This window comes from Selenomonas sp. oral taxon 920 (assembly GCF_001717585.1).
Taxonomy (GTDB): domain Bacteria; phylum Bacillota; class Negativicutes; order Selenomonadales; family Selenomonadaceae; genus Centipeda.
The window spans coordinates 1,532,601-1,549,872 of record NZ_CP017042.1; the positions used below are offsets into that span (position 1 = coordinate 1,532,601).

Consider the following 17,272-nt stretch of genomic DNA (forward strand, 5'->3'; position numbering starts at 1 on the left):
ATGGCCCTCATTGCAGGGGAATCACTGATAAAATGACGTGCGCCAAGATGGTACGACTGAATTTATCAGTGCTTCCCCAAGATTCGTTATCTCAGATTTGCAGTTTCGTTTATCTGCATCACGGAATCCGCCTCTACCGGCCGCCGCTCCTTTGCGACGGCGAGCATAAGCTTCAGACGGTTGAGCTGATTGACCTCACTTGATCCCGCATCGCAGTCGATTGCCGTAATGTTCGCACCGTGATATGCCTTGCGCAGGTCGTGCATGACGCCCTTGCCTGTGATGTGGTTCGGCAGACAGCCGAAGGGCTGAAGGCAGACAACGTTGGGCACGCCCTCCTCGATGAGCTTCACCATCTCGCCCGTGAGGAACCACCCCTCCCCCGCCATATTGCCGAGGCTGACGTGACGCGCCGCAAGCTCTGCCGTGTGGTCGATGGACTGCGGCGGACGGAAGTGACGGCTCTCCTTCAGCGCCTTGCGCATGGGTGCGCGGAAGAATTCAATGACCTTGATGAACATACGACCGAAAAGACGTTCCTTGTACGAACCAGAGAGCAGTTTGTGCTGCGCAATCGGATCATATGCGGAGTAGAGGAAGAAGTCCACAAAGTCGGGCATAACGACCTCTGCCCCCTCCCCCATCAGTACCTTCTCGATGTCATTGTTTGCAACGGGGTGATACTTCACGAGGATTTCGCCGACAATGCCGACCTTGGGTTTCCAAAGTTCCTCGTCGATAGGGATGTGATCAAAGTCGCGGACAATATCCTTCACCATGCGGCGGAACTTGAACACACTGCCGTGTTCGATCTCCTCCTTTGCACGCGCCATCCACTTGTCGAATGCCGCCTGTGTCGATCCTTTCACAAGCTCGTACGGCATCATGCGGTTGCGGACATTCATCAGGAGGTCGCCGTAGACCGCTGCCTTGATGGCATCCACCATCATCTCACGCGTAAAGGCGAAGCTGTCCGTCTCCTCCGGCAGTCCGCGCACGGCAAAGACAGCGACGTTCGGGAACCCCGCATCGCGCAGTGCCTTTCGCAGAACGCCGAGATAGTTGGTCGCACGGCATGCACCGCAGGTCTGAAAGAGAGCGATGCTCGTGTGATCGGGATCGCACATCCCCGCCTTCAGCGCCGCAAGCAGCTGACCAATGACAACAATCGCGGGATAGCACATATCGTTGTGCACATAGCGCAGCCCGAGGTCGATTGCCCCCTTGTCCGGCATCGGCGGAATCACAACGTTGTAGCCATGCTTCTTCATCGTCGTGCGGAAGAGATCAAAGTGAATCGGCGCCATCTGTGGAGCGAGAATCGTATGCGTCTTTCTGCAGTCCTCCGTAAAACGCGGACGTTCAATGACGGGAGCCTCGTGATAGGCGGGGTTCTCCCGACGCGCAAGCGCCGCAATCAGCGAGCGCAGACGGATGCGTGCCGCACCGAGGTTCGACACCTCGTCGAGTTTTATCATCGTGTAGATACGCTCGTGCGACTCAAGGATTTCGCGCACCTCGGATGTCGTGAGCGCGTCCAGACCGCAGCCGAAGGAACTCAGCTGAATCATCGTCACGTTCGGGTGCTCCGCGACAAACTGCGCCGCGTGGTAGAGGCGCGCGTGATAGCTCCACTGGTTGACAACCTGAAGCCGCCGCTCGTGCACGGGGATGTGATAGACCGCATCCTCGGAGAGAATCGGCAGTTTGTAGGACTGGATCATCTCAGGGATGCCGTGGTTGATCTCGGGGTCGACGTGGTACGGACGACCTGCGAGAAGAATCGCGTGCTCACCCGTCTCGGCAATGCGGTCGAGGATCTGCTGCCCGTAGTCACGCACGTCCTGCCGATATTTTTCGATCTCGGCATAGCCCGCATCGACGGCAGCCGCGATCTCCTTCTTTCCAATTCCTTCCGCCCTGCCGAACTCCTCCACGAGGCGCTCGATCATGCGCTTCCTGTCATTGATCGGCAGAAACGGCTGGATCAATCGGATATTTTTCTCGCGCAGGATGTCCATGTTGATGCGGATGTTCTCCGCATAGGACGCGACGATCGGACAGTTGAAGTTATTTGCCGAGGAGCCTGGCTTGTCCTCCATGTTCTGCGGCTCGCAGGGATAGAAAATCGTGTCGACCCCCTTCTCTATGAGATCGACAATATGCCCGTGCGCGAGCTTCGCGGGATAGCAGAGCGAGTCCGACGGAATCGTTGCCATGCCTTTGTAGAAAAGCTGCGGCGAGGATTTGCCTGAGATCACAACGCCATAGCCCAGCTGATCAAAGAACGTGAACCAGAACGGATAGTCCTCGTACATATTCAGCGTACGCGGAATGCCAATGCGTCCGCGGCGCGGCTCCGCAGGAGATTTATAGTGTTTGAACACGCGGCGGTACTTGAACTTGTAGATGTTCGGCGTGTTGTCCTCACGCTTCTCCCCGCCGATGCCGCGCTCGCAGCGGTTGCCCGTGAAGTAGCGCTCGCCGTTCGGGAACTGCTGCATTGTGATCAGGCACTTGTTGCCGCATTTTCCGCAGCGGTAGGAACTGCTTTTCGTCTCAAAAGTGCCTAGTTCGTCCGCTCCAAGAAGCGTCGACCTCTCCAAGCCCATCTCGAGTGCGAGGATTGCCGCACCGTATGCACCCATGAGGCCTGCGATATCGGGACGGATGACATGCTTGCCGAGCAGATTCTCAAGTGCGCGCAGCACGGCATCGTTGTAGAACGTCCCGCCCTGCACAACAATGTGGTCGCCGAGTGTCGAGACATCCTTGATCTGCATGACCTTGAACAAGGCGTTCTTGACGACCGAGAGTGCAATGCCCGCGGAGATATCGGCGACCTCCGCACCTTCCTTCTGCGCCTGCTTGACCTTCGAGTTCATAAAGACCGTACAGCGTGTGCCGAGGTCGACGGGGGCCTTGGCATCCACAGCCCTCTCCGCGAACTCCGCCGGGGTCATGTGAAGCCCCTCGGCGAAATTCTGGATAAACGAACCGCAGCCCGCCGAACACGCCTCGTTGAGCGTAATGTTGCCGACACTGCCGTCCTGCACAAAGAAGCACTTCATATCCTGCCCGCCGATATCGAGGACAAAGGTGACCTCGGGACAGAATTCCTGTGCCGCGCGCAGATGGGCAAAGGTCTCCACCTCACCGCCGTCCGCGTGCAGTGCTGCCTTGACGATCGCCTCGCCGTAGCCTGTCGTCATCGCGCCCGCGATATGCGTGTCCTTCGGCATAACGGCATAGAACTCCCGCAGCGCATCAATGACGGACTGCAGAGGAGACCCATGATTGCTGCCGTAGGACGTGTGGAGCAGCTGCTTGTCGCTGCCGATCGCAACGAGCTTTGTCGTCGTCGATCCCGCATCAATGCCGATGCAGATCGGTCCACGATAGTCCGCGAGATTCCCGCACGGCACACGATCTCGATCGTGCCGCTCCTTGAACGCCGCGTAGTCTGCGGCATCCTTGAAGAGCGTGATATCCGATGTGCGCGTCTCCGCCGCTGCAGCCTGTTCCGCGCGTGCAATGCACGCCTCCATCTCCCGCATATCCGTCACTCCGGCATCATCGGAGAGCGCCGCACCGACCGCGACGAAATAATTGCCGTAATCCACATCGACGACATGATCTGCGTCGAGCTTCAGTGTTTCGATAAAGCGTTTTTTCAGTTCCGGGAGAAAGTGCAGGGGGCCGCCGAGAAAAGCGACATTTCCGTTGATCGGACGCCCCTGTGCGAGGTTGCCGATGGTCTGATTGACAACCGCCTGAAATACGGAAAGCGCAATGTCCGCCTTTGCCGCGCCGTCGTTCATCAGCGCCTGAATATCTGTCTTGGCGAACACACCGCAGCGCGAGGCGATCGCATAGATGCGCCTGCCCTTCTCAGCGAGCGCATTGAGGCCGATGGGATCGGTCGAGAGAAGGGATGCCATATGGTCGATGAACGACCCCGTACCGCCTGCACAGACACCGTTCATACGCTGTTCGGGCGCATCGCCGAAATACGTAATCTTGGCGTCCTCGCCGCCGAGCTCGACCGCCGTCGTTGTCTCCGGTATGAGGCGGCGCACGGCAGAGGCACAAGCAATGACCTCCTGCACAAACGGCAGACCGATGCGTTGAGCGATTCCCATGCCCGCAGAGCCCGTGAGTGCAAACGAGAATTTCGCTTCGCCCACCACATCTTTCAGCTGTTCCAGATTTTCCTGCAGCGCCTTCCCGATCTCCGAGAAATGCCGTGCATAGTTCTTGTAGAGGATCTCATGCTCCTCCCCGAGAACAACCAGCTTGATCGTCGTCGAACCGACATCCACCCCGACACGAAATGGGGATTCCAAAATAACACCACCTATCTGAATCTGTATAAAGTCATACAGATTTACTTCAATTAAGCCATATTAAATAGGAAAGCCTTTTTAGGCTTCCCTATTTTAACGTATTTCACAGGACTATGCAAGTGTAGGAAACACAGTTCTATCATATCCAATTTTGGAATAATGAATCTAAATCTCCATCAAATATTATATGGTGCGGCGAGTTTCTTGAAGTAATTGCGTGCCTTCTGCATCGTGCGAATGATTGGCTCCATGAGCTTCGGCTGGCGAATGACCGTGCGGATAATCGCCTTGCGCAGCTGACGATACTCTGCGTCAAAGTCACGCATGACATCCTCCATCTCCGCCTCGACCGAGACCGATGGGATATTCGAGTGGATGAGATTCGCGCTCCGCCCCTGCATTGTCACGATATCTCCGAGGAACGGTGCGTAGACCTCCCAGCCGAGCTCCTCCTGAATCCGCTCTTTAAGTGCCTCCTGCGCCTGCCCCTCGCCGTGGACGAGGAACACCTTTGCAGGGCTCGGGCTGCGAATCGAGCGCATCCAATCAACGATCTGCACGGCATCTGCATGTGCCGAGAATCCCTCGAGCACCTGAATCTGTGCCTTGACCGCAATCTCCTCACCGAGTACACGCACGCGCTTGATGCCGTCGACGAGCCGCCGTCCGAGACTCCCCTCCGCCTGATAGCCGACGAAGAGGATCGTCGACTCCGGCCGCCAGAGATTATGCTTCAAATGGTGCAGCACGCGCCCCGCATCCGCCATGCCCGAGGCTGACAGGATGATCGCCGATCCTTCGGCGGAGTTCAGCGCCCGCGACTCCGCCGCCGTCTCCGCAATACGTACCTGCGGAAACGCGGGAATCGTCCCCTGCTCTCCAAAGAATGCGATCGTATCCTCATCGAAGTCCTCATAGTTCTTGAGGAACACGCGCGTCGCCTGAATCGCAAGCGGACTGTCGATGATGATGGGGATGTCTCCGTCAAGCCGCCCCGCCTTCCACAGATTGTAGAAATAGTAGAGCAGTGTCTGTGTCCGTCCGACAGCAAAGGATGGGATGATGACATTGCCGCCGCGATCCATCGTATCACGGATCACCTCGAGGAGCGCCGTCTCCTTGTCATAGTCACGATGAATGCGGTCGCCGTACGTGGACTCGACGAACAGGAAATCCGCGCCCGTGATCGCCTCCGGGTCGCGCAGGATGGGTTGGTTCGGCTGACCGAGATCGCCCGAAAAGACGAGCTTCGTCTCCTGCCCATGCTCCTCCACTACGATTTCGAGGATTGCAGAGCCGAGGATGTGACCTGCGTCGCGGAAAGTAAGCCTGAGATCATCCACCTGCAGCGTGGACTGATAGGCGACCGGCTCGAACAGCTCAAGCGCGGCAAACGCATCCGCCTGCGTGTAGAGCGGTGTGATCGGCGCCTCACTGCGGCGCGCATTTTTGCGGTTAAACAGTTCTGCGTCGCTCTCCTGGATGTGCGCCGAGTCCGGCAGCATGATGCGGACAAGGTCGCAGGTCGAGCGCGTCGCATAGACCTTGCCGCGAAATCCCTCGCGCACGAGGCGCGGGATACGCCCGCAGTGGTCGATATGTGCGTGCGTCAAAAAGACCGCCTCAATCTCGGCAGGATTGAAGGGGAAATCCTCATAGTTCATCTCACGCAGACGGCGGGTCCCTTGATACATACCGCAGTCCACAAGATATCTGTGATCCCCCACATGAAGCAGATAGCACGAGCCCGTGACCACGTGCGCAGCGCCCAAAAATTCGAGCCGCATAAGACAGCCTCCCTTCGGATTCACCGTTTCTTTTCTTATATCTGTAAAATTCGGAATCCATCAAAAAAATCCTGCTTTTTGCAGGATTTTATGGTACACTGAATACATGGACAACGAGCGAAACGGAGGAAACGCCATGAAAAAAATCGGATTCATCGGGCTTGGCATCATGGGCGCTGCAATGGCGGGACATCTTATGGATGCGGGCTACGAACTCAGCGTCTACAACCGCACGAAGTCGAAGGCAGACGCGCTCCTCGCGCGCGGCGCGAAATACTGCAGCAGTCCCGGTGCATGTGCACGCGGACAAGACGTTGTCATCACCATTGTCGGCTACCCGAAGGACGTGGAGGAGATCTACCTCGGTGCGGACGGCATTCTTGAAAATCTCGCGTCAGGTGCCTACACTGTAGACATGACAACCTCCTCCCCCGCGCTTGCCGAGCGTATCTATCGGGAGGCGCAGCAGCGCGGCATAGCAGCGCTCGATGCACCTGTCACAGGCGGTGACATGGGCGCGCGAAACGCCACACTGAACATTCTCGTCGGCGGAGATGAGGATGCATTCCACGCCATGCGTCCGGTCTTTGCCGCGATGGGCAAGAACATCGTCTATGAGGGAGCTGCCGGTGCAGGGCAAAAGACGAAGGCAGCCAATCAGATTGCGATCGCCGGAACGCTTGCGGGTGCGTGTGAAGCATTTGCTTACGCGCGGGCGGCAGGGCTCGATATCGAGAAGGTCTACGCCTCGATCTCGGGCGGTGCGGCGGCGAGCTTCCAGATGAGCAACATGATTCGCATGGCACTCGACGGCAATTTCAATCCTGGCTTTATGATCAAGCATTTCGTCAAGGATATGACAATCGGCGCAGAGACAAGCAAGGAATACGGCATCGACCTTCCCGTTCTGGAGCAGGTTCTGCGCGAAGCACGCGCCCTCGAGGAGCGCGGCGGCGGCACAGACGGGACGCAGAGCCTGCTGCGGTATTATGAATCGTTTTGATGTGTCATGCGTGTTCCTCACAAACAACTCGTTACGCACGTAGTGGGCACGTTCTGCTTGCTCTGCTGGGGTTTGTTTCTGGACACCGCACTGCAAAGAGCATCTTTGCGCCGCAAAATTACCGCCCGCGCCAAATGCGCACCATCTCCGCAGCGGCAGCATAGGGATGCTCCGCCCCCGCAACGGCGCTGATGACAAAGAAGCCTTCCACGCCCGTCGCTTTTAGCGCAGGCAAATCCCCCGTCTTCACCCCGCCGCCGACAACCACGGGCACGGGACTCACGCGATGCAGCTGCGCCAGTTCCTCAAAGCTGCGCGTCACAATCTTCCCCGTAGCCGTACGCCCCGCCTCGGGCTTTGTCGGCGTTGCGTGCAGAGGTCCTGCACCGAAATAGTCGATGCACGCGGTATCACAGCCTGACACATAGTCAAGCAATTCAGCCGTACGTGCAGAGAGTCCGACAATCGCATCTCTGCCGAGATACGTGCGGCAGACATCGGGCGGGATATCCGTCTGCCCGACGTGTACACCGTCTGCCTTGATTCCCTGCTCCCGCGCCGCAAGCACAGCATCAAGCCGATCGTTGATCACGAGTGCAACCGTATCGGACTTCTCCTGTGCGGCAATCACGTCCGCAGCCGCACGCGTCAGGTCGATCACTTCACGCGCATCTGCATGCTTCGCACGAATCTGAACGAAGGTGAACCCCGCGTGCAGCGCCTCGGCAATCACGCGCGCGACGGGACGCCCGCCCGTATTCTCGGGGCCAATCACAAGATAGGCAGACAGATCGAATTTGTTTCGCATGGGTATAACCTCCTACAAAAAATCCCCGCCAAACGGCGGGGATTTTTCTATCAAAGCCGCATGGCTCAGTAGTTCTGCACAAGCTGCTGGAAGAAAGACTGCGGATGGTCACAGACCGGGCACTTCATCGGAGCCTTCGGGCTCTCGCAGACATAGCCGCAGTTGAGGCACTGCCAGATGATCTTCTCATCACGTGCGAACACTGTGCCCTCATCCACCTTCTGCAGGAGGAGTTTATAGCGGGCATCGTGCTCCTTCTCAATCTTGCCGACAGCGTCAAAGAGCCGCGCAATCTTATCGAAGCCCTCTTCGCGTGCCACGCGCGCGAACTCGGGGTACATGCTCGTCCACTCTTCGTTCTCTCCGGAAGCGGCATCGGCGAGGTTTGCCTTCGTATCGCCAACGCCATGCACGAGTTTAAACCAGATCTTTGCGTGTGCCTTCTCATTGGTCGCCGTCTCGTTGAAGATGTTCGAGATCTGCGTGTAGCCGTCCTTCTTCGCCTGCGACGCATAGTAGAGATACTTTGTGTGTGCCTGTGACTCTCCGGCAAATGCCGCCCAGAGATTCTTCTCGGTCTGTGATCCTTTGAGTTCCATCATGCTCTCCTTTTTCTAAAACAAATACACCGTAAGGAATTCCTGATAGATAGTGCTGAATTTATCAGTGCTTCCTTGAATATATCAATCAGCGGGAATACCGCCCGTCAATGCCTTGCTCAGGGGCACGGGCGACATCCGTCAGCCGCGATTGACCAATATATCAGCAACCTCGTCAATGTTCTTCTTGCCGAAGAAGAGGTCGTCTCCAACGATCATGCAGGGGACACTCATGATGCTGTACTTCTCCTTCAGCTCTGGGAAGTATCGGATGTCGTAGATGTCCGCACGCACGTCTGTGCACTCCGCCGCAATACGCTGCACGGCGGCCACCACATCGGGACACATCGTACAGGAGAGCGACATAAGCACCTTGACATCGGCAGGCGCAGAAATCTGCTCCATCTTCGCGCGCGTCTCGGGACGCAGCTCCTGTCCGGGTCCCGCCACATTGTAGAGGGCAAGGATGAACGAGTTGAACTCATGCCCTCCCGGAACGGCGTGGAAGGTAATGCCGCTCGGGGTCCCGTCCGCGCGCAGGAACTCGATGCCCGGCGCTCCGTTTGCGTCGTCTCGCTCCTCATAGGTGACCTTGTCTGTCAGCCCCGCAAACTCATCCATAAAGCCGCGCAGTTCGCGCGAGAGGTCGCCGTCGTCATAGTGCCCGACAATCTTGACCGAGCTCTCAAATTTGTCAAAGACCGCCTGCAGCTGCGCGCGGATCTCGGCAGAGATGAAATTCGTCTCATGCCCCTCTGCCGCTTCCTTCTCGATAGAGGACTTCCTCTGCTCGAAACGGCTCGCATCCACCTCGGCGCGTGCGAACGCCTCCAATTTCAGACGGTCGTGCAGCGCTGCCGCATGACGCTCTGCCGCAACCGCAGCGACCGCACCGTCCGAGACCGCCGTCACCACCTGACGGAGCGTCTTGATGCAGACATCGCCCGCCGCAAAGACCCCCTTGACATTCGTCTCCTTCTCCTCGTTCGTGATGATATAGCCCTGCTCACTAAGCGCAATATGCTCACGGAAGAGCCCTGTGTTTGGCACGTAGCCCGCAAAGACAAAGACGCCGAACGTCTCCCCTTCCTTCGCCATATAGTGCTCGATCTTCCCCGTCGCCTCGTCGCGGAAATCGGCATAGGAGATCATCGTCTCACCGCCGACACGCTCCACAATCGTATTAAAGCGCACCTTGATGTTCGGGTAGTTCGCGAGCGCATCCACCGCCGTCTGCGGCGCGCGGAACTTGTCACTGCGTACGAGGATCGTGACGGATTTGCCGTAGCGGGAAAGGAACATGCTCTCCTCCACCGCCGCAAGACCGCCGCCGATGACAAAGATGTCCATGCCCGTAAAGAACTCAGCATCGCAGGTCGCGCAGTAAGCAACGCCGCGCCCCTGAAATTTCTTCTCGCCGTAAAATCCGACCTTGCGCGGATTCGCCCCCGTCGCGAGGATAACGGTCAGAGCTTCCACTGTGCCCGCCGTCGTCTCGAGCTCCTTGATCTCCTGATCGAGCTTCAGCCCGATGACCTCCGCTGTAATAAATTCTGCACCGAAGCCGCGCGCCTGCGCCTCCATCTGTGCCGCGAGATCGACGCCGCTGATCTTGCCTGTGCCGGGATAGTTCACGACATCAGCAGTAATCGTGATCTGCCCGCCGACCTTCTCCTTCTCGACGACGAGCACCTTGCACTTGGCGCGTGCCAGATAGATGGCAGCAGAAAGCCCCGCAGGGCCGCCGCCGACAATGACGGCATCATACATTTTATCCACCAAAGCACCTCTTCTTCGCTTGATATGGAGTCTCTGAATCAATCAGTGCTCCATAGGAAAAAGCACTTCGCGAGCGCTGCTGCGAAGTGCCCCAAACATGCTCTTAGAGTTTGCCGACGAGGTCGAAGCTCGGCTTCAGCGTCTTTTCGCCCGGCTTCCACCGTGCAGGGCAAACCTCATCGCCGTGCTCCGCAACGAACTGGAGCGCCTGCACCTTGCGGAGAAGCTCCTGTGCATTGCGGCCGACATTGCCTGCACTCACCTCATAGGAAACGATCTTTCCCTCGGGGTTCACAACAAATGTACCGCGCTCGGAACGACCGTCGTCCTCGATGTAGACCTCGAAGTCACGTGCGAGCTTTGCCGTCGGATCTGCGAGCATCGGATAGGTCAGCTTGCCGACGAGGTCGGAGCTCTCATGCCATGCCTTGTGAACGAAGTGGGAGTCGCAGGAGACACCAAAGATCTCGCAGCCGAGCTTCTGGAACTCACCGTACTGCTCCTGAAGGTCTGCCAACTCCGTCGGGCAGACAAACGTGAAGTCCGCCGGATAGAAGAAGAACACGCTCCACTTGCCCTTGAGATCCGCCTTCGTGTACTGCACGAACTCGCCCTGTGCCGCACCGGCCTTCTTCTGGAATGCGTCTGCCTTGAAATCGGAAATTTCCTTGTTGATGAGTGACATTGAATATCCTCCTTTGATTGTAACCAACCGCTCTTTTCAAACGATTGCGTATGTCCTGTTGATATGCCTATCATAGCACAGGAAATTTTCCGTGTCAATAGAAATTTATACTTTTTAATAACTATTTTTATTTAGTTTCATTCAGCAACAGAAAGTCCTGTAAAATATACGCGTCCAAGAGAAAAGAACCACCATCACGGCGGTTCCTTGCTCAAAGTCTCATCTTGAAATCGTCATAGCCGAATGTGCGCACGATCTCCCATTCTCCGTTCGGAGCAGCGGCGATGATGTGCGGCAGCGGCATACCGTTGAATGTGTTGTTCTTCACCATCGTATAGATCGCCATATCGCCGAAAACGATGCGGTCGCCCACGGCAAGCGGCGCATCAAAAGAGTATGTGCCGATGGTGTCGCCCGCGAGACAGGTTGGTCCCGCGAGCGTATACGTATACGCCTTTTCCTCCGCCTCGCCCGCACCGATGACGGGCGGACGATACGGCATCTCGATGACATCGGGCATGTGACACGCAGCGGACGTGTTTAGGATAACATTCCCGCCCGCCTGCACGTCGAGCACCTCAGCAACGAGGAAGCCAGCGTTCAGCGCAACCGCCTCGCCCGGTTCGAGATAGACCGCGACATCGTAAGTGTTCTGTACATGGCGGATCAGCTTCTTCAGCAGCAGGACATCGTAGTCCGTGCGCGTGATATGGTGACCGCCGCCGAAGTTCAGCCACTTCATTCCATAGAGGTATTTGCCGAACTTCTCCTCCACAGCTTCAAGCGTTGCTGCGAGTGCATCCGCCCCCTGCTCGCAGAGTGTATGGAAGTGCAGCCCGTCGAGTCCCGAAAGCAGATCCTCCCGAAAGTCTGCAATCTTCACCCCGAGACGCGAACCGGGTGCACACGGGTCATAGATCGCATGTTCCTGCGTCGAACACTCGGGGTTGATCCGCATGCCGCAGGACGCACCTGCCGCACGCGCCGCCGCACCGAACCGCTCCCACTGGGCAAAGGAGTTGAAGATAATGTGGTCGCAGATCGAAGCGAGCTGTACAATCTCCTCTTCCTCATAGGCGGGCTTAAAGACGTGGTTCTCCCCGCCCATCTCCTCCTGCGAAAGGCGAGCCTCGTAAATGCCGCTCGCCGTTGTGCCCGAGAGATAGCGTCCGATCAGCGGATAGTAGTGATACATGGAAAAGCACTTCTGTGCGAGCAGCACCTTTGCCCCCGTATCTTCCGCGACCTCAGCGAGAATTTTGAGATTCTTCTCCAAGAGGTCTTCGTATACGAGATAGGAGGGCGTTGGAACTGCGTTCCACTCCGCACGCCACTCTGCATATGTCGCCATCAGTCCACCAATACGGGGCTGTGGCTCTCCTGCCACGGCAGCCCCCATACATTCAGTGCATCCATGAACGGATCGGGGTCGAACTCCTCGACGTTGAACACACCGGGACGGCGCCACTTGCCCGTCATCACCATCATCGCACCGATCATTGCAGGCACACCGGTCGTGTAGGCGACTGCCTGCGAACCGACCTCGGCGTAGCACTTTTCATGATCGCAGACATTGTAAAGATAGTAGTTCTTTTCCTTGCCGTCCTTCTTTCCGCGGAAGATGCAGCCGATGTTCGTCTTGCCCTTTGTGCGCGGGCCGAGGCTCGCGGGGTCGGGCAGCACCGCCTTTAGGAATTGAAGCGGGATGATCTTATGTCCCTCGAAGTCAATCGGCTCGATCGAGGTCATGCCGACGTTCTCAAGGCAGCGCAGATGCGTCAGATAGCTTTCGCCGAACGTCATAAAGAAGCGGATGCGCTTGATGCCCTTGATATTCTTTGCAAGCGACTCAAGCTCCTCGTGGTGCAGGAGATACATATCCTTCGGCCCGACCTCGGCAAAGTCATAGACGCGCTTGATCTCCATCGGCTCCGTCTCGACCCATGCGCCGTTTTCCCAGTAGCTGCCCTTCGCCGAGACCTCACGAATGTTGATCTCGGGGTTGAAATTCGTCGCAAAGGGATAGCCGTGGTCGCCGCCGTTGCAGTCGAGGATATCGATGTAGTTGATCTCGTCAAACTCATGCTTCATCGCGTACGCACTGAACACGCCCGTCACACCCGGATCAAAGCCCGAGCCGAGCAGCGCCGTCAGCCCCGCCTCGCGGAAACGATCGGCGTATGCCCACTGCCAGCTGTACTCGAACTTCGCCGTGTCCTCCGGCTCGTAGTTCGCCGTATCGACATAGTGCACGCCCGCCGCAAGGCATGCGTCCATGATGTGCAGATCCTGGTACGGGAGCGCAAGGTTGAGCACCACATCGGGCTGAAACTCTCGGATGAGTGCCGTGAGCGCTGATACATCATCCGCATCCACGGCGGCGGTCTGAATCTTCGTCCTGCCCCCGTCCAGCTTCGCCTTCAGTGCATCGCATTTTGACTTTGTACGCGAGGCGATGAGGATTTCCTCAAAGACCTCCGGATTCTGACAGCATTTATGTACGGCGACGCTTGCCACGCCGCCCGCACCGATGATCATCGCTTTTCCCATGAAACCGCCTCCTTATCAATACCCCTATCATACAACAGGAAAGGGGTCACTGCAAGAGCAGCGACCCCCATTGACATTTTTATCGTTTACAGTTTGAACTTCTTCGTCTCATCCGCAAGCTCATCCGCAAGACCGGAGAGGCGACGCGTCGCCGCAGCAACCTCCTGCATCGACGCGGACTGCTCCTCCGTCGCCGCAGATACGCTCTGCGCACCATCAGCGTTTGCCGTGCTGACCTTTTGGATCTCCTCGATCTGCGCACGTACCGTCTGCGTCTCATTCTCCATCTGTCGGATGCCTGTGGTAATGTCCTTCACGCCGTCACCGAGCTGCTGAATCGACTCTGCGATCGACTGGAACACGTCGTCTGCCGTGCGCACCGAGTCCAGGCCGTGCCCGACATACTCGCTGCCGCGCTTGCCGGCCTCCACCGCACGCTCCATATCCGCTTGTACGGACTGCATTGTCTCTGAGATCCTCTTCGAGAACTCGCCCGACTCCTCGGCGAGCTTTCGGACCTCCTCGGCAACAACGGCAAAGCCGCGCCCATGCTCGCCCGCACGCGCAGCCTCAATCGCCGCGTTAAGCGCGAGCAGGTTCGTCTGCTCGGCAATGCTGCCGATGACCTCGACGCTGTGGCTGATCTCCTCGGAGCTTTTGCCAAGCGCCGAGATCGCGGCATCGACCGTCTCGGAGCCGTTCTTGATCTGTTCCATGTAGCTGACGACCTCGTCAATGGAGCGGCGCCCCTCACGCACGCGGTCGACCGTGTGGTTTGTCACCTCTGCAACCACACCTGCCTGCTTCGACATCTTTTCCGCATGATTTGAAATCGATGCCGTCGCATTTGCAACCGAGTCAGAGGCGGCAGACTGATGCTCTGCACCTTCTGCGATCTCAGTGATCGACGCAGCAACGTGGTTCGATGCCTCCGCAGACTGCTGTGATGCCTCGGTGAGCGCCTCCGCCGAGGCCGACAACTCTGCGGCGTTGGACTGAATCCGCTTGATCAGTGTGTTGAGCGTGTGCCGCATCTTGATGAAGCCATCCGAGAGCTGTCCCATCTCATCCTGCGAGGTAATCGTCTTCGGCGTTTCGCGCAGATCGCCGCTGTTGATGATCTCACAGACGCGTACTGCCTTCTGAATATTTGCCGCAAAACTGTTCGAGATGAAGAAGATAATCACCGAGATTGCGAGGAGAATGACAACCGTCAGCCCCGCGAGCACCATCAACAGCGCATGGGCATTCTCAAGGATCTCACTGTCGGATGCCTCTGACATGACGACCCAGCGACGACCATCAAGATGAATCGGCACGAGTATGCCCGTCATCTCCTCCCCCGACTCACGCGCATAGTGTGCAAGTGCGGGTTCATCCTTATCGATTACAGACTTAAAGGCATCCACAAGGCTCATCGAGATCTTGACGCTCGAGACCTCCTTGCTGAAGTCGAGCTTTCCGACCTGCGCCGCCTCATTCGGATGGATGATGACAATCCCCGTCTCATCCATAACGACGAGCTGTCCTGTGCGGTACGTCGCCATCTTCGAGAGCGTCTCGTCAAACCGCGAGAGACCGACCGTGCCCGTGACAATCCCCGTGAGCGTACCATTCTCTAGAACAGGAACAGCGATAACCGTGACTACCTTGCCCGTAATCGCCGAGATCACCGGCTCAGAGACAACTACCTTCTTCGTCTGAACCGCCTTCTTGAAATAGTCACGGTCACTGCGATCAAGTACACTGCCGTCCGAGTCAATGCCAATGCCGTTTACATCCAGATAGGAAATGTTTGAGAACACATCCGTATCCTGCTTGACCTCCTGCAGCTTTGCCAGCCGCGCCGCATCATCACCGTGAAGGATCGCCGAGCTCCGCGCCAGCGTTTCAAGATGAACCTCGTTCGTCTCGAAGATGCGCTGCACCTCGAGCGCTGCCTGCTTGCCGACGCCCTTGCCGATTGTATCCGCATTCTCCACGAGCATATCGCTCGCCATCTTGTAGCTGACGCCGAAGAACACAAGAAAACCGATGAGCATCACAGGCAATACAGATACTAAAAACTTTGTCCGAATGGATGTAAACTGTATGACTGCTCCCCTCTTTCAAAACATATTTCTATGGATATTCCAATGGATGTTTTTCACAGTATCACATATTTTCACGAATAACAAGGACTTTCTATAACAAACTCAGACATTAGTAATAGTAATAAATATTTGTATTCTGTGACAATTATACATAAGGGGGCTGCCCCGATTTATCTTATACCATCAATATTTTTGTCCCAAGTAGTTTTCTTGTGCATACGGCAGAGGCTCTTGGTGCGTCAGCCCTGACTTTTTCTTTTGTACTTCCTATGACAGAGCGCGCGTCTTGTGCTATAATAAGCACCGTGTATACAATATTTTAAGAAGCGATACAATATAACGAAAGGAGCCATTAATCATGGCTGTTCACGTCATCAACGAGGCACGCCGCTGTCTGCAGTGCAAGAAGCCTCTCTGCCGCATCAAAGGCTGCCCCGTGCAGACGAACGTCCCCGAGATGGTACGGCTCTTCCTCGACGGCAAGATCAATGAGGCGGGCGCGATGCTCTACGACAACAATCCGATGAGTGTCTTCTGCTCGCTCGTCTGTGATCATGACGCGCAGTGCGAGGGCAACTGCATTCAGGGGCGGCGCGGTGCTCCGATCCAGATCTCGAGCATCGAGCACTACATCTCAGACACCTACCTCGACAAGCTCGTCCTCTCGCGCAAGTCCTACAACGGCCACAACGTCGCCGTCATCGGTGCGGGACCTGCGGGCATTGTGGTCGCGGTGAAGCTCGCGCAGGAGGGCTATGGCGTCACGATCTTTGAACGAATGCAGAAGATCGGCGGCATGCTGCGCTACGGCATTCCGGATTTCCGCCTGCCGCCTTCGACCATTGACCGCTACAGAGAGAAACTCCATACGCTTGGCATCCACATTCGTCCGAACACGACGATCGGCGGTGCGCTCAGTGTAGACGATCTCTTCCGCGACGGCTACGAGGCGATCTTTATGGGAACGGGCGCATGGCGTGCGAAGAGCCTCGGCATCCACGGAGAAACGCTCGGCAATTGTCACTTCGCCGTCAATTATCTCCAGAACCCCGATGTCTACCACCTCGGCGACCGCGTTGCCGTCATCGGCTCCGGCAACTCCGCGATGGATGTGGCACGCACAGCGATCCGCAAGGGCAGCCGTTACGTCACGATCTACGCGCGGCGCAATGGGATCTCCGCAAGTGAGCGCGAGCTCGAGTATGCACTGATGGACGGCTGTGAGATCCAGTATGCCAAGGGCATTCACTCTGTCACGCCTGAAGGCCCAATGCTGTATGACCGCGTCTTTGACGAAGATCAGAACCTCATCAGCGAGGGCGAACCCTACCTCATTCCCGCGGACAGTACGGTCATCGCGGCAAGTCAGGCGGCAAAGGACAAGATTGTCCGCACGACGACGGGCATCAAGCTCAATGAGAAGGGATTGGTTATCGTCGATGAGAACGGCATGACCGGACGCGACGGCGTATTCTCTGCGGGCGACGTTGTATTTGGTCCATGGAACGTCGTGCAGGTCGTCAAGGAAGCAAAACACGTCGCAAACGCAATGATTCATTATTTGGAAGAGCGCGGTGCGAAGTCGTAATGTACCGTTACGACTCCGTCTGCCACGGTAAGAA

General features: G+C 57.0%; 11 protein-coding genes. 2 read left to right on the forward strand and 9 right to left on the reverse strand.

From position 1 onward, the window contains the following. Positions 1-86 precede the first annotated feature (86 nt). Together BCS37_RS07345 and BCS37_RS07350 are read right to left on the reverse strand one after the other, a co-directional pair. Positions 87-4,346: a 2-hydroxyacyl-CoA dehydratase gene (locus tag BCS37_RS07345; protein WP_069180838.1), complete on the reverse strand. Its 4,260-nt coding sequence runs from the start codon at positions 4,344-4,346 to the stop codon at positions 87-89. A gap of 176 nt (positions 4,347-4,522) precedes the next feature. Continuing rightward, entirely contained in the window at positions 4,523-6,133 is a 1,611-nt protein-coding gene (locus BCS37_RS07350) for an MBL fold metallo-hydrolase RNA specificity domain-containing protein (protein WP_069180839.1), read from the reverse strand. A gap of 136 nt (positions 6,134-6,269) precedes the next feature. On the opposite strand from BCS37_RS07350, the gene BCS37_RS07355 reads away from it, so the two are divergent. Then, entirely contained in the window at positions 6,270-7,136 is an 867-nt protein-coding gene (locus BCS37_RS07355; RefSeq protein WP_069180840.1) for an NAD(P)-dependent oxidoreductase, read from the forward strand. Between the two features lie 118 nt (positions 7,137-7,254). On the opposite strand, the gene BCS37_RS07360 is transcribed toward BCS37_RS07355, so the two are convergent. The 7 genes from BCS37_RS07360 to BCS37_RS07390 all read right to left on the reverse strand — a co-directional run bounded on the left by BCS37_RS07360 (position 7,255) and on the right by BCS37_RS07390 (position 15,650). Next, positions 7,255-7,944: a thiamine phosphate synthase gene (locus BCS37_RS07360; protein ID WP_173862596.1), complete on the reverse strand. Its 690-nt coding sequence runs from the start codon at positions 7,942-7,944 to the stop codon at positions 7,255-7,257. 65 nt (positions 7,945-8,009) lie between these two features. After that, complete coding sequence (gene rbr / locus BCS37_RS07365) at positions 8,010-8,543, reverse strand: rubrerythrin (protein ID WP_069180842.1); 534 nt, start codon at positions 8,541-8,543, stop codon at positions 8,010-8,012. A gap of 141 nt (positions 8,544-8,684) precedes the next feature. Continuing rightward, a complete protein-coding gene (locus tag BCS37_RS07370; protein ID WP_173862613.1) occupies positions 8,685-10,313 on the reverse strand; it encodes an FAD-dependent oxidoreductase in 1,629 nt (542 codons plus the stop codon). 112 nt (positions 10,314-10,425) lie between these two features. Then, the gene (ahpC, locus tag BCS37_RS07375; protein ID WP_069180844.1) at positions 10,426-11,007 is read right to left on the reverse strand and encodes an alkyl hydroperoxide reductase subunit C; all 582 of its coding nucleotides are present in this window, start codon (positions 11,005-11,007) and stop codon (positions 10,426-10,428) included. 211 nt (positions 11,008-11,218) lie between these two features. Continuing rightward, positions 11,219-12,358 carry a carboxynorspermidine decarboxylase gene (nspC, locus tag BCS37_RS07380; protein WP_069180845.1) on the reverse strand — a complete coding sequence of 380 codons (1,140 nt, stop codon included), beginning with the start codon at positions 12,356-12,358 and terminating at the stop codon, positions 11,219-11,221. Then, positions 12,358-13,557, reverse strand: coding sequence for a saccharopine dehydrogenase family protein (locus tag BCS37_RS07385; protein WP_069180846.1), 1,200 nt, complete (start codon positions 13,555-13,557; stop codon positions 12,358-12,360). Before BCS37_RS07385 ends, nspC begins: the two co-directional genes overlap by 1 nt. 86 nt (positions 13,558-13,643) lie before the next feature. Continuing rightward, entirely contained in the window at positions 13,644-15,650 is a 2,007-nt protein-coding gene (locus tag BCS37_RS07390) for a methyl-accepting chemotaxis protein (RefSeq protein WP_069180847.1), read from the reverse strand. 358 nt (positions 15,651-16,008) lie between these two features. On the opposite strand from BCS37_RS07390, the gene BCS37_RS07395 reads away from it, so the two are divergent. After that, entirely contained in the window at positions 16,009-17,238 is a 1,230-nt protein-coding gene (locus BCS37_RS07395) for an FAD-dependent oxidoreductase (protein WP_069180848.1), read from the forward strand. Positions 17,239-17,272: the final 34 nt, after the last annotated feature.

What these genes read in the sequence shown, in the direction of transcription:
- BCS37_RS07395 (WP_069180848.1), top strand. Translation starts at nt 16,009, where the DNA reads ATGGCTGTTCACGTCATCAACGAGGCACGCCGCTGTCTGCAGTGCAAG.
- BCS37_RS07355 (WP_069180840.1), top strand. Translation starts at nt 6,270, where the DNA reads ATGAAAAAAATCGGATTCATCGGGCTTGGCATCATGGGCGCTGCAATG.
- rbr (WP_069180842.1), bottom strand. Translation starts at nt 8,543, where the DNA reads ATGGAACTCAAAGGATCACAGACCGAGAAGAATCTCTGGGCGGCATTT.
- BCS37_RS07385 (WP_069180846.1), bottom strand. Translation starts at nt 13,557, where the DNA reads ATGGGAAAAGCGATGATCATCGGTGCGGGCGGCGTGGCAAGCGTCGCC.
- BCS37_RS07350 (WP_069180839.1), bottom strand. Translation starts at nt 6,133, where the DNA reads ATGCGGCTCGAATTTTTGGGCGCTGCGCACGTGGTCACGGGCTCGTGC.
- BCS37_RS07370 (WP_173862613.1), bottom strand. Translation starts at nt 10,313, where the DNA reads ATGTATGATGCCGTCATTGTCGGCGGCGGCCCTGCGGGGCTTTCTGCT.
- nspC (WP_069180845.1), bottom strand. Translation starts at nt 12,358, where the DNA reads ATGGCGACATATGCAGAGTGGCGTGCGGAGTGGAACGCAGTTCCAACG.
- ahpC (WP_069180844.1), bottom strand. Translation starts at nt 11,007, where the DNA reads ATGTCACTCATCAACAAGGAAATTTCCGATTTCAAGGCAGACGCATTC.
- BCS37_RS07360 (WP_173862596.1), bottom strand. Translation starts at nt 7,944, where the DNA reads ATGCGAAACAAATTCGATCTGTCTGCCTATCTTGTGATTGGCCCCGAG.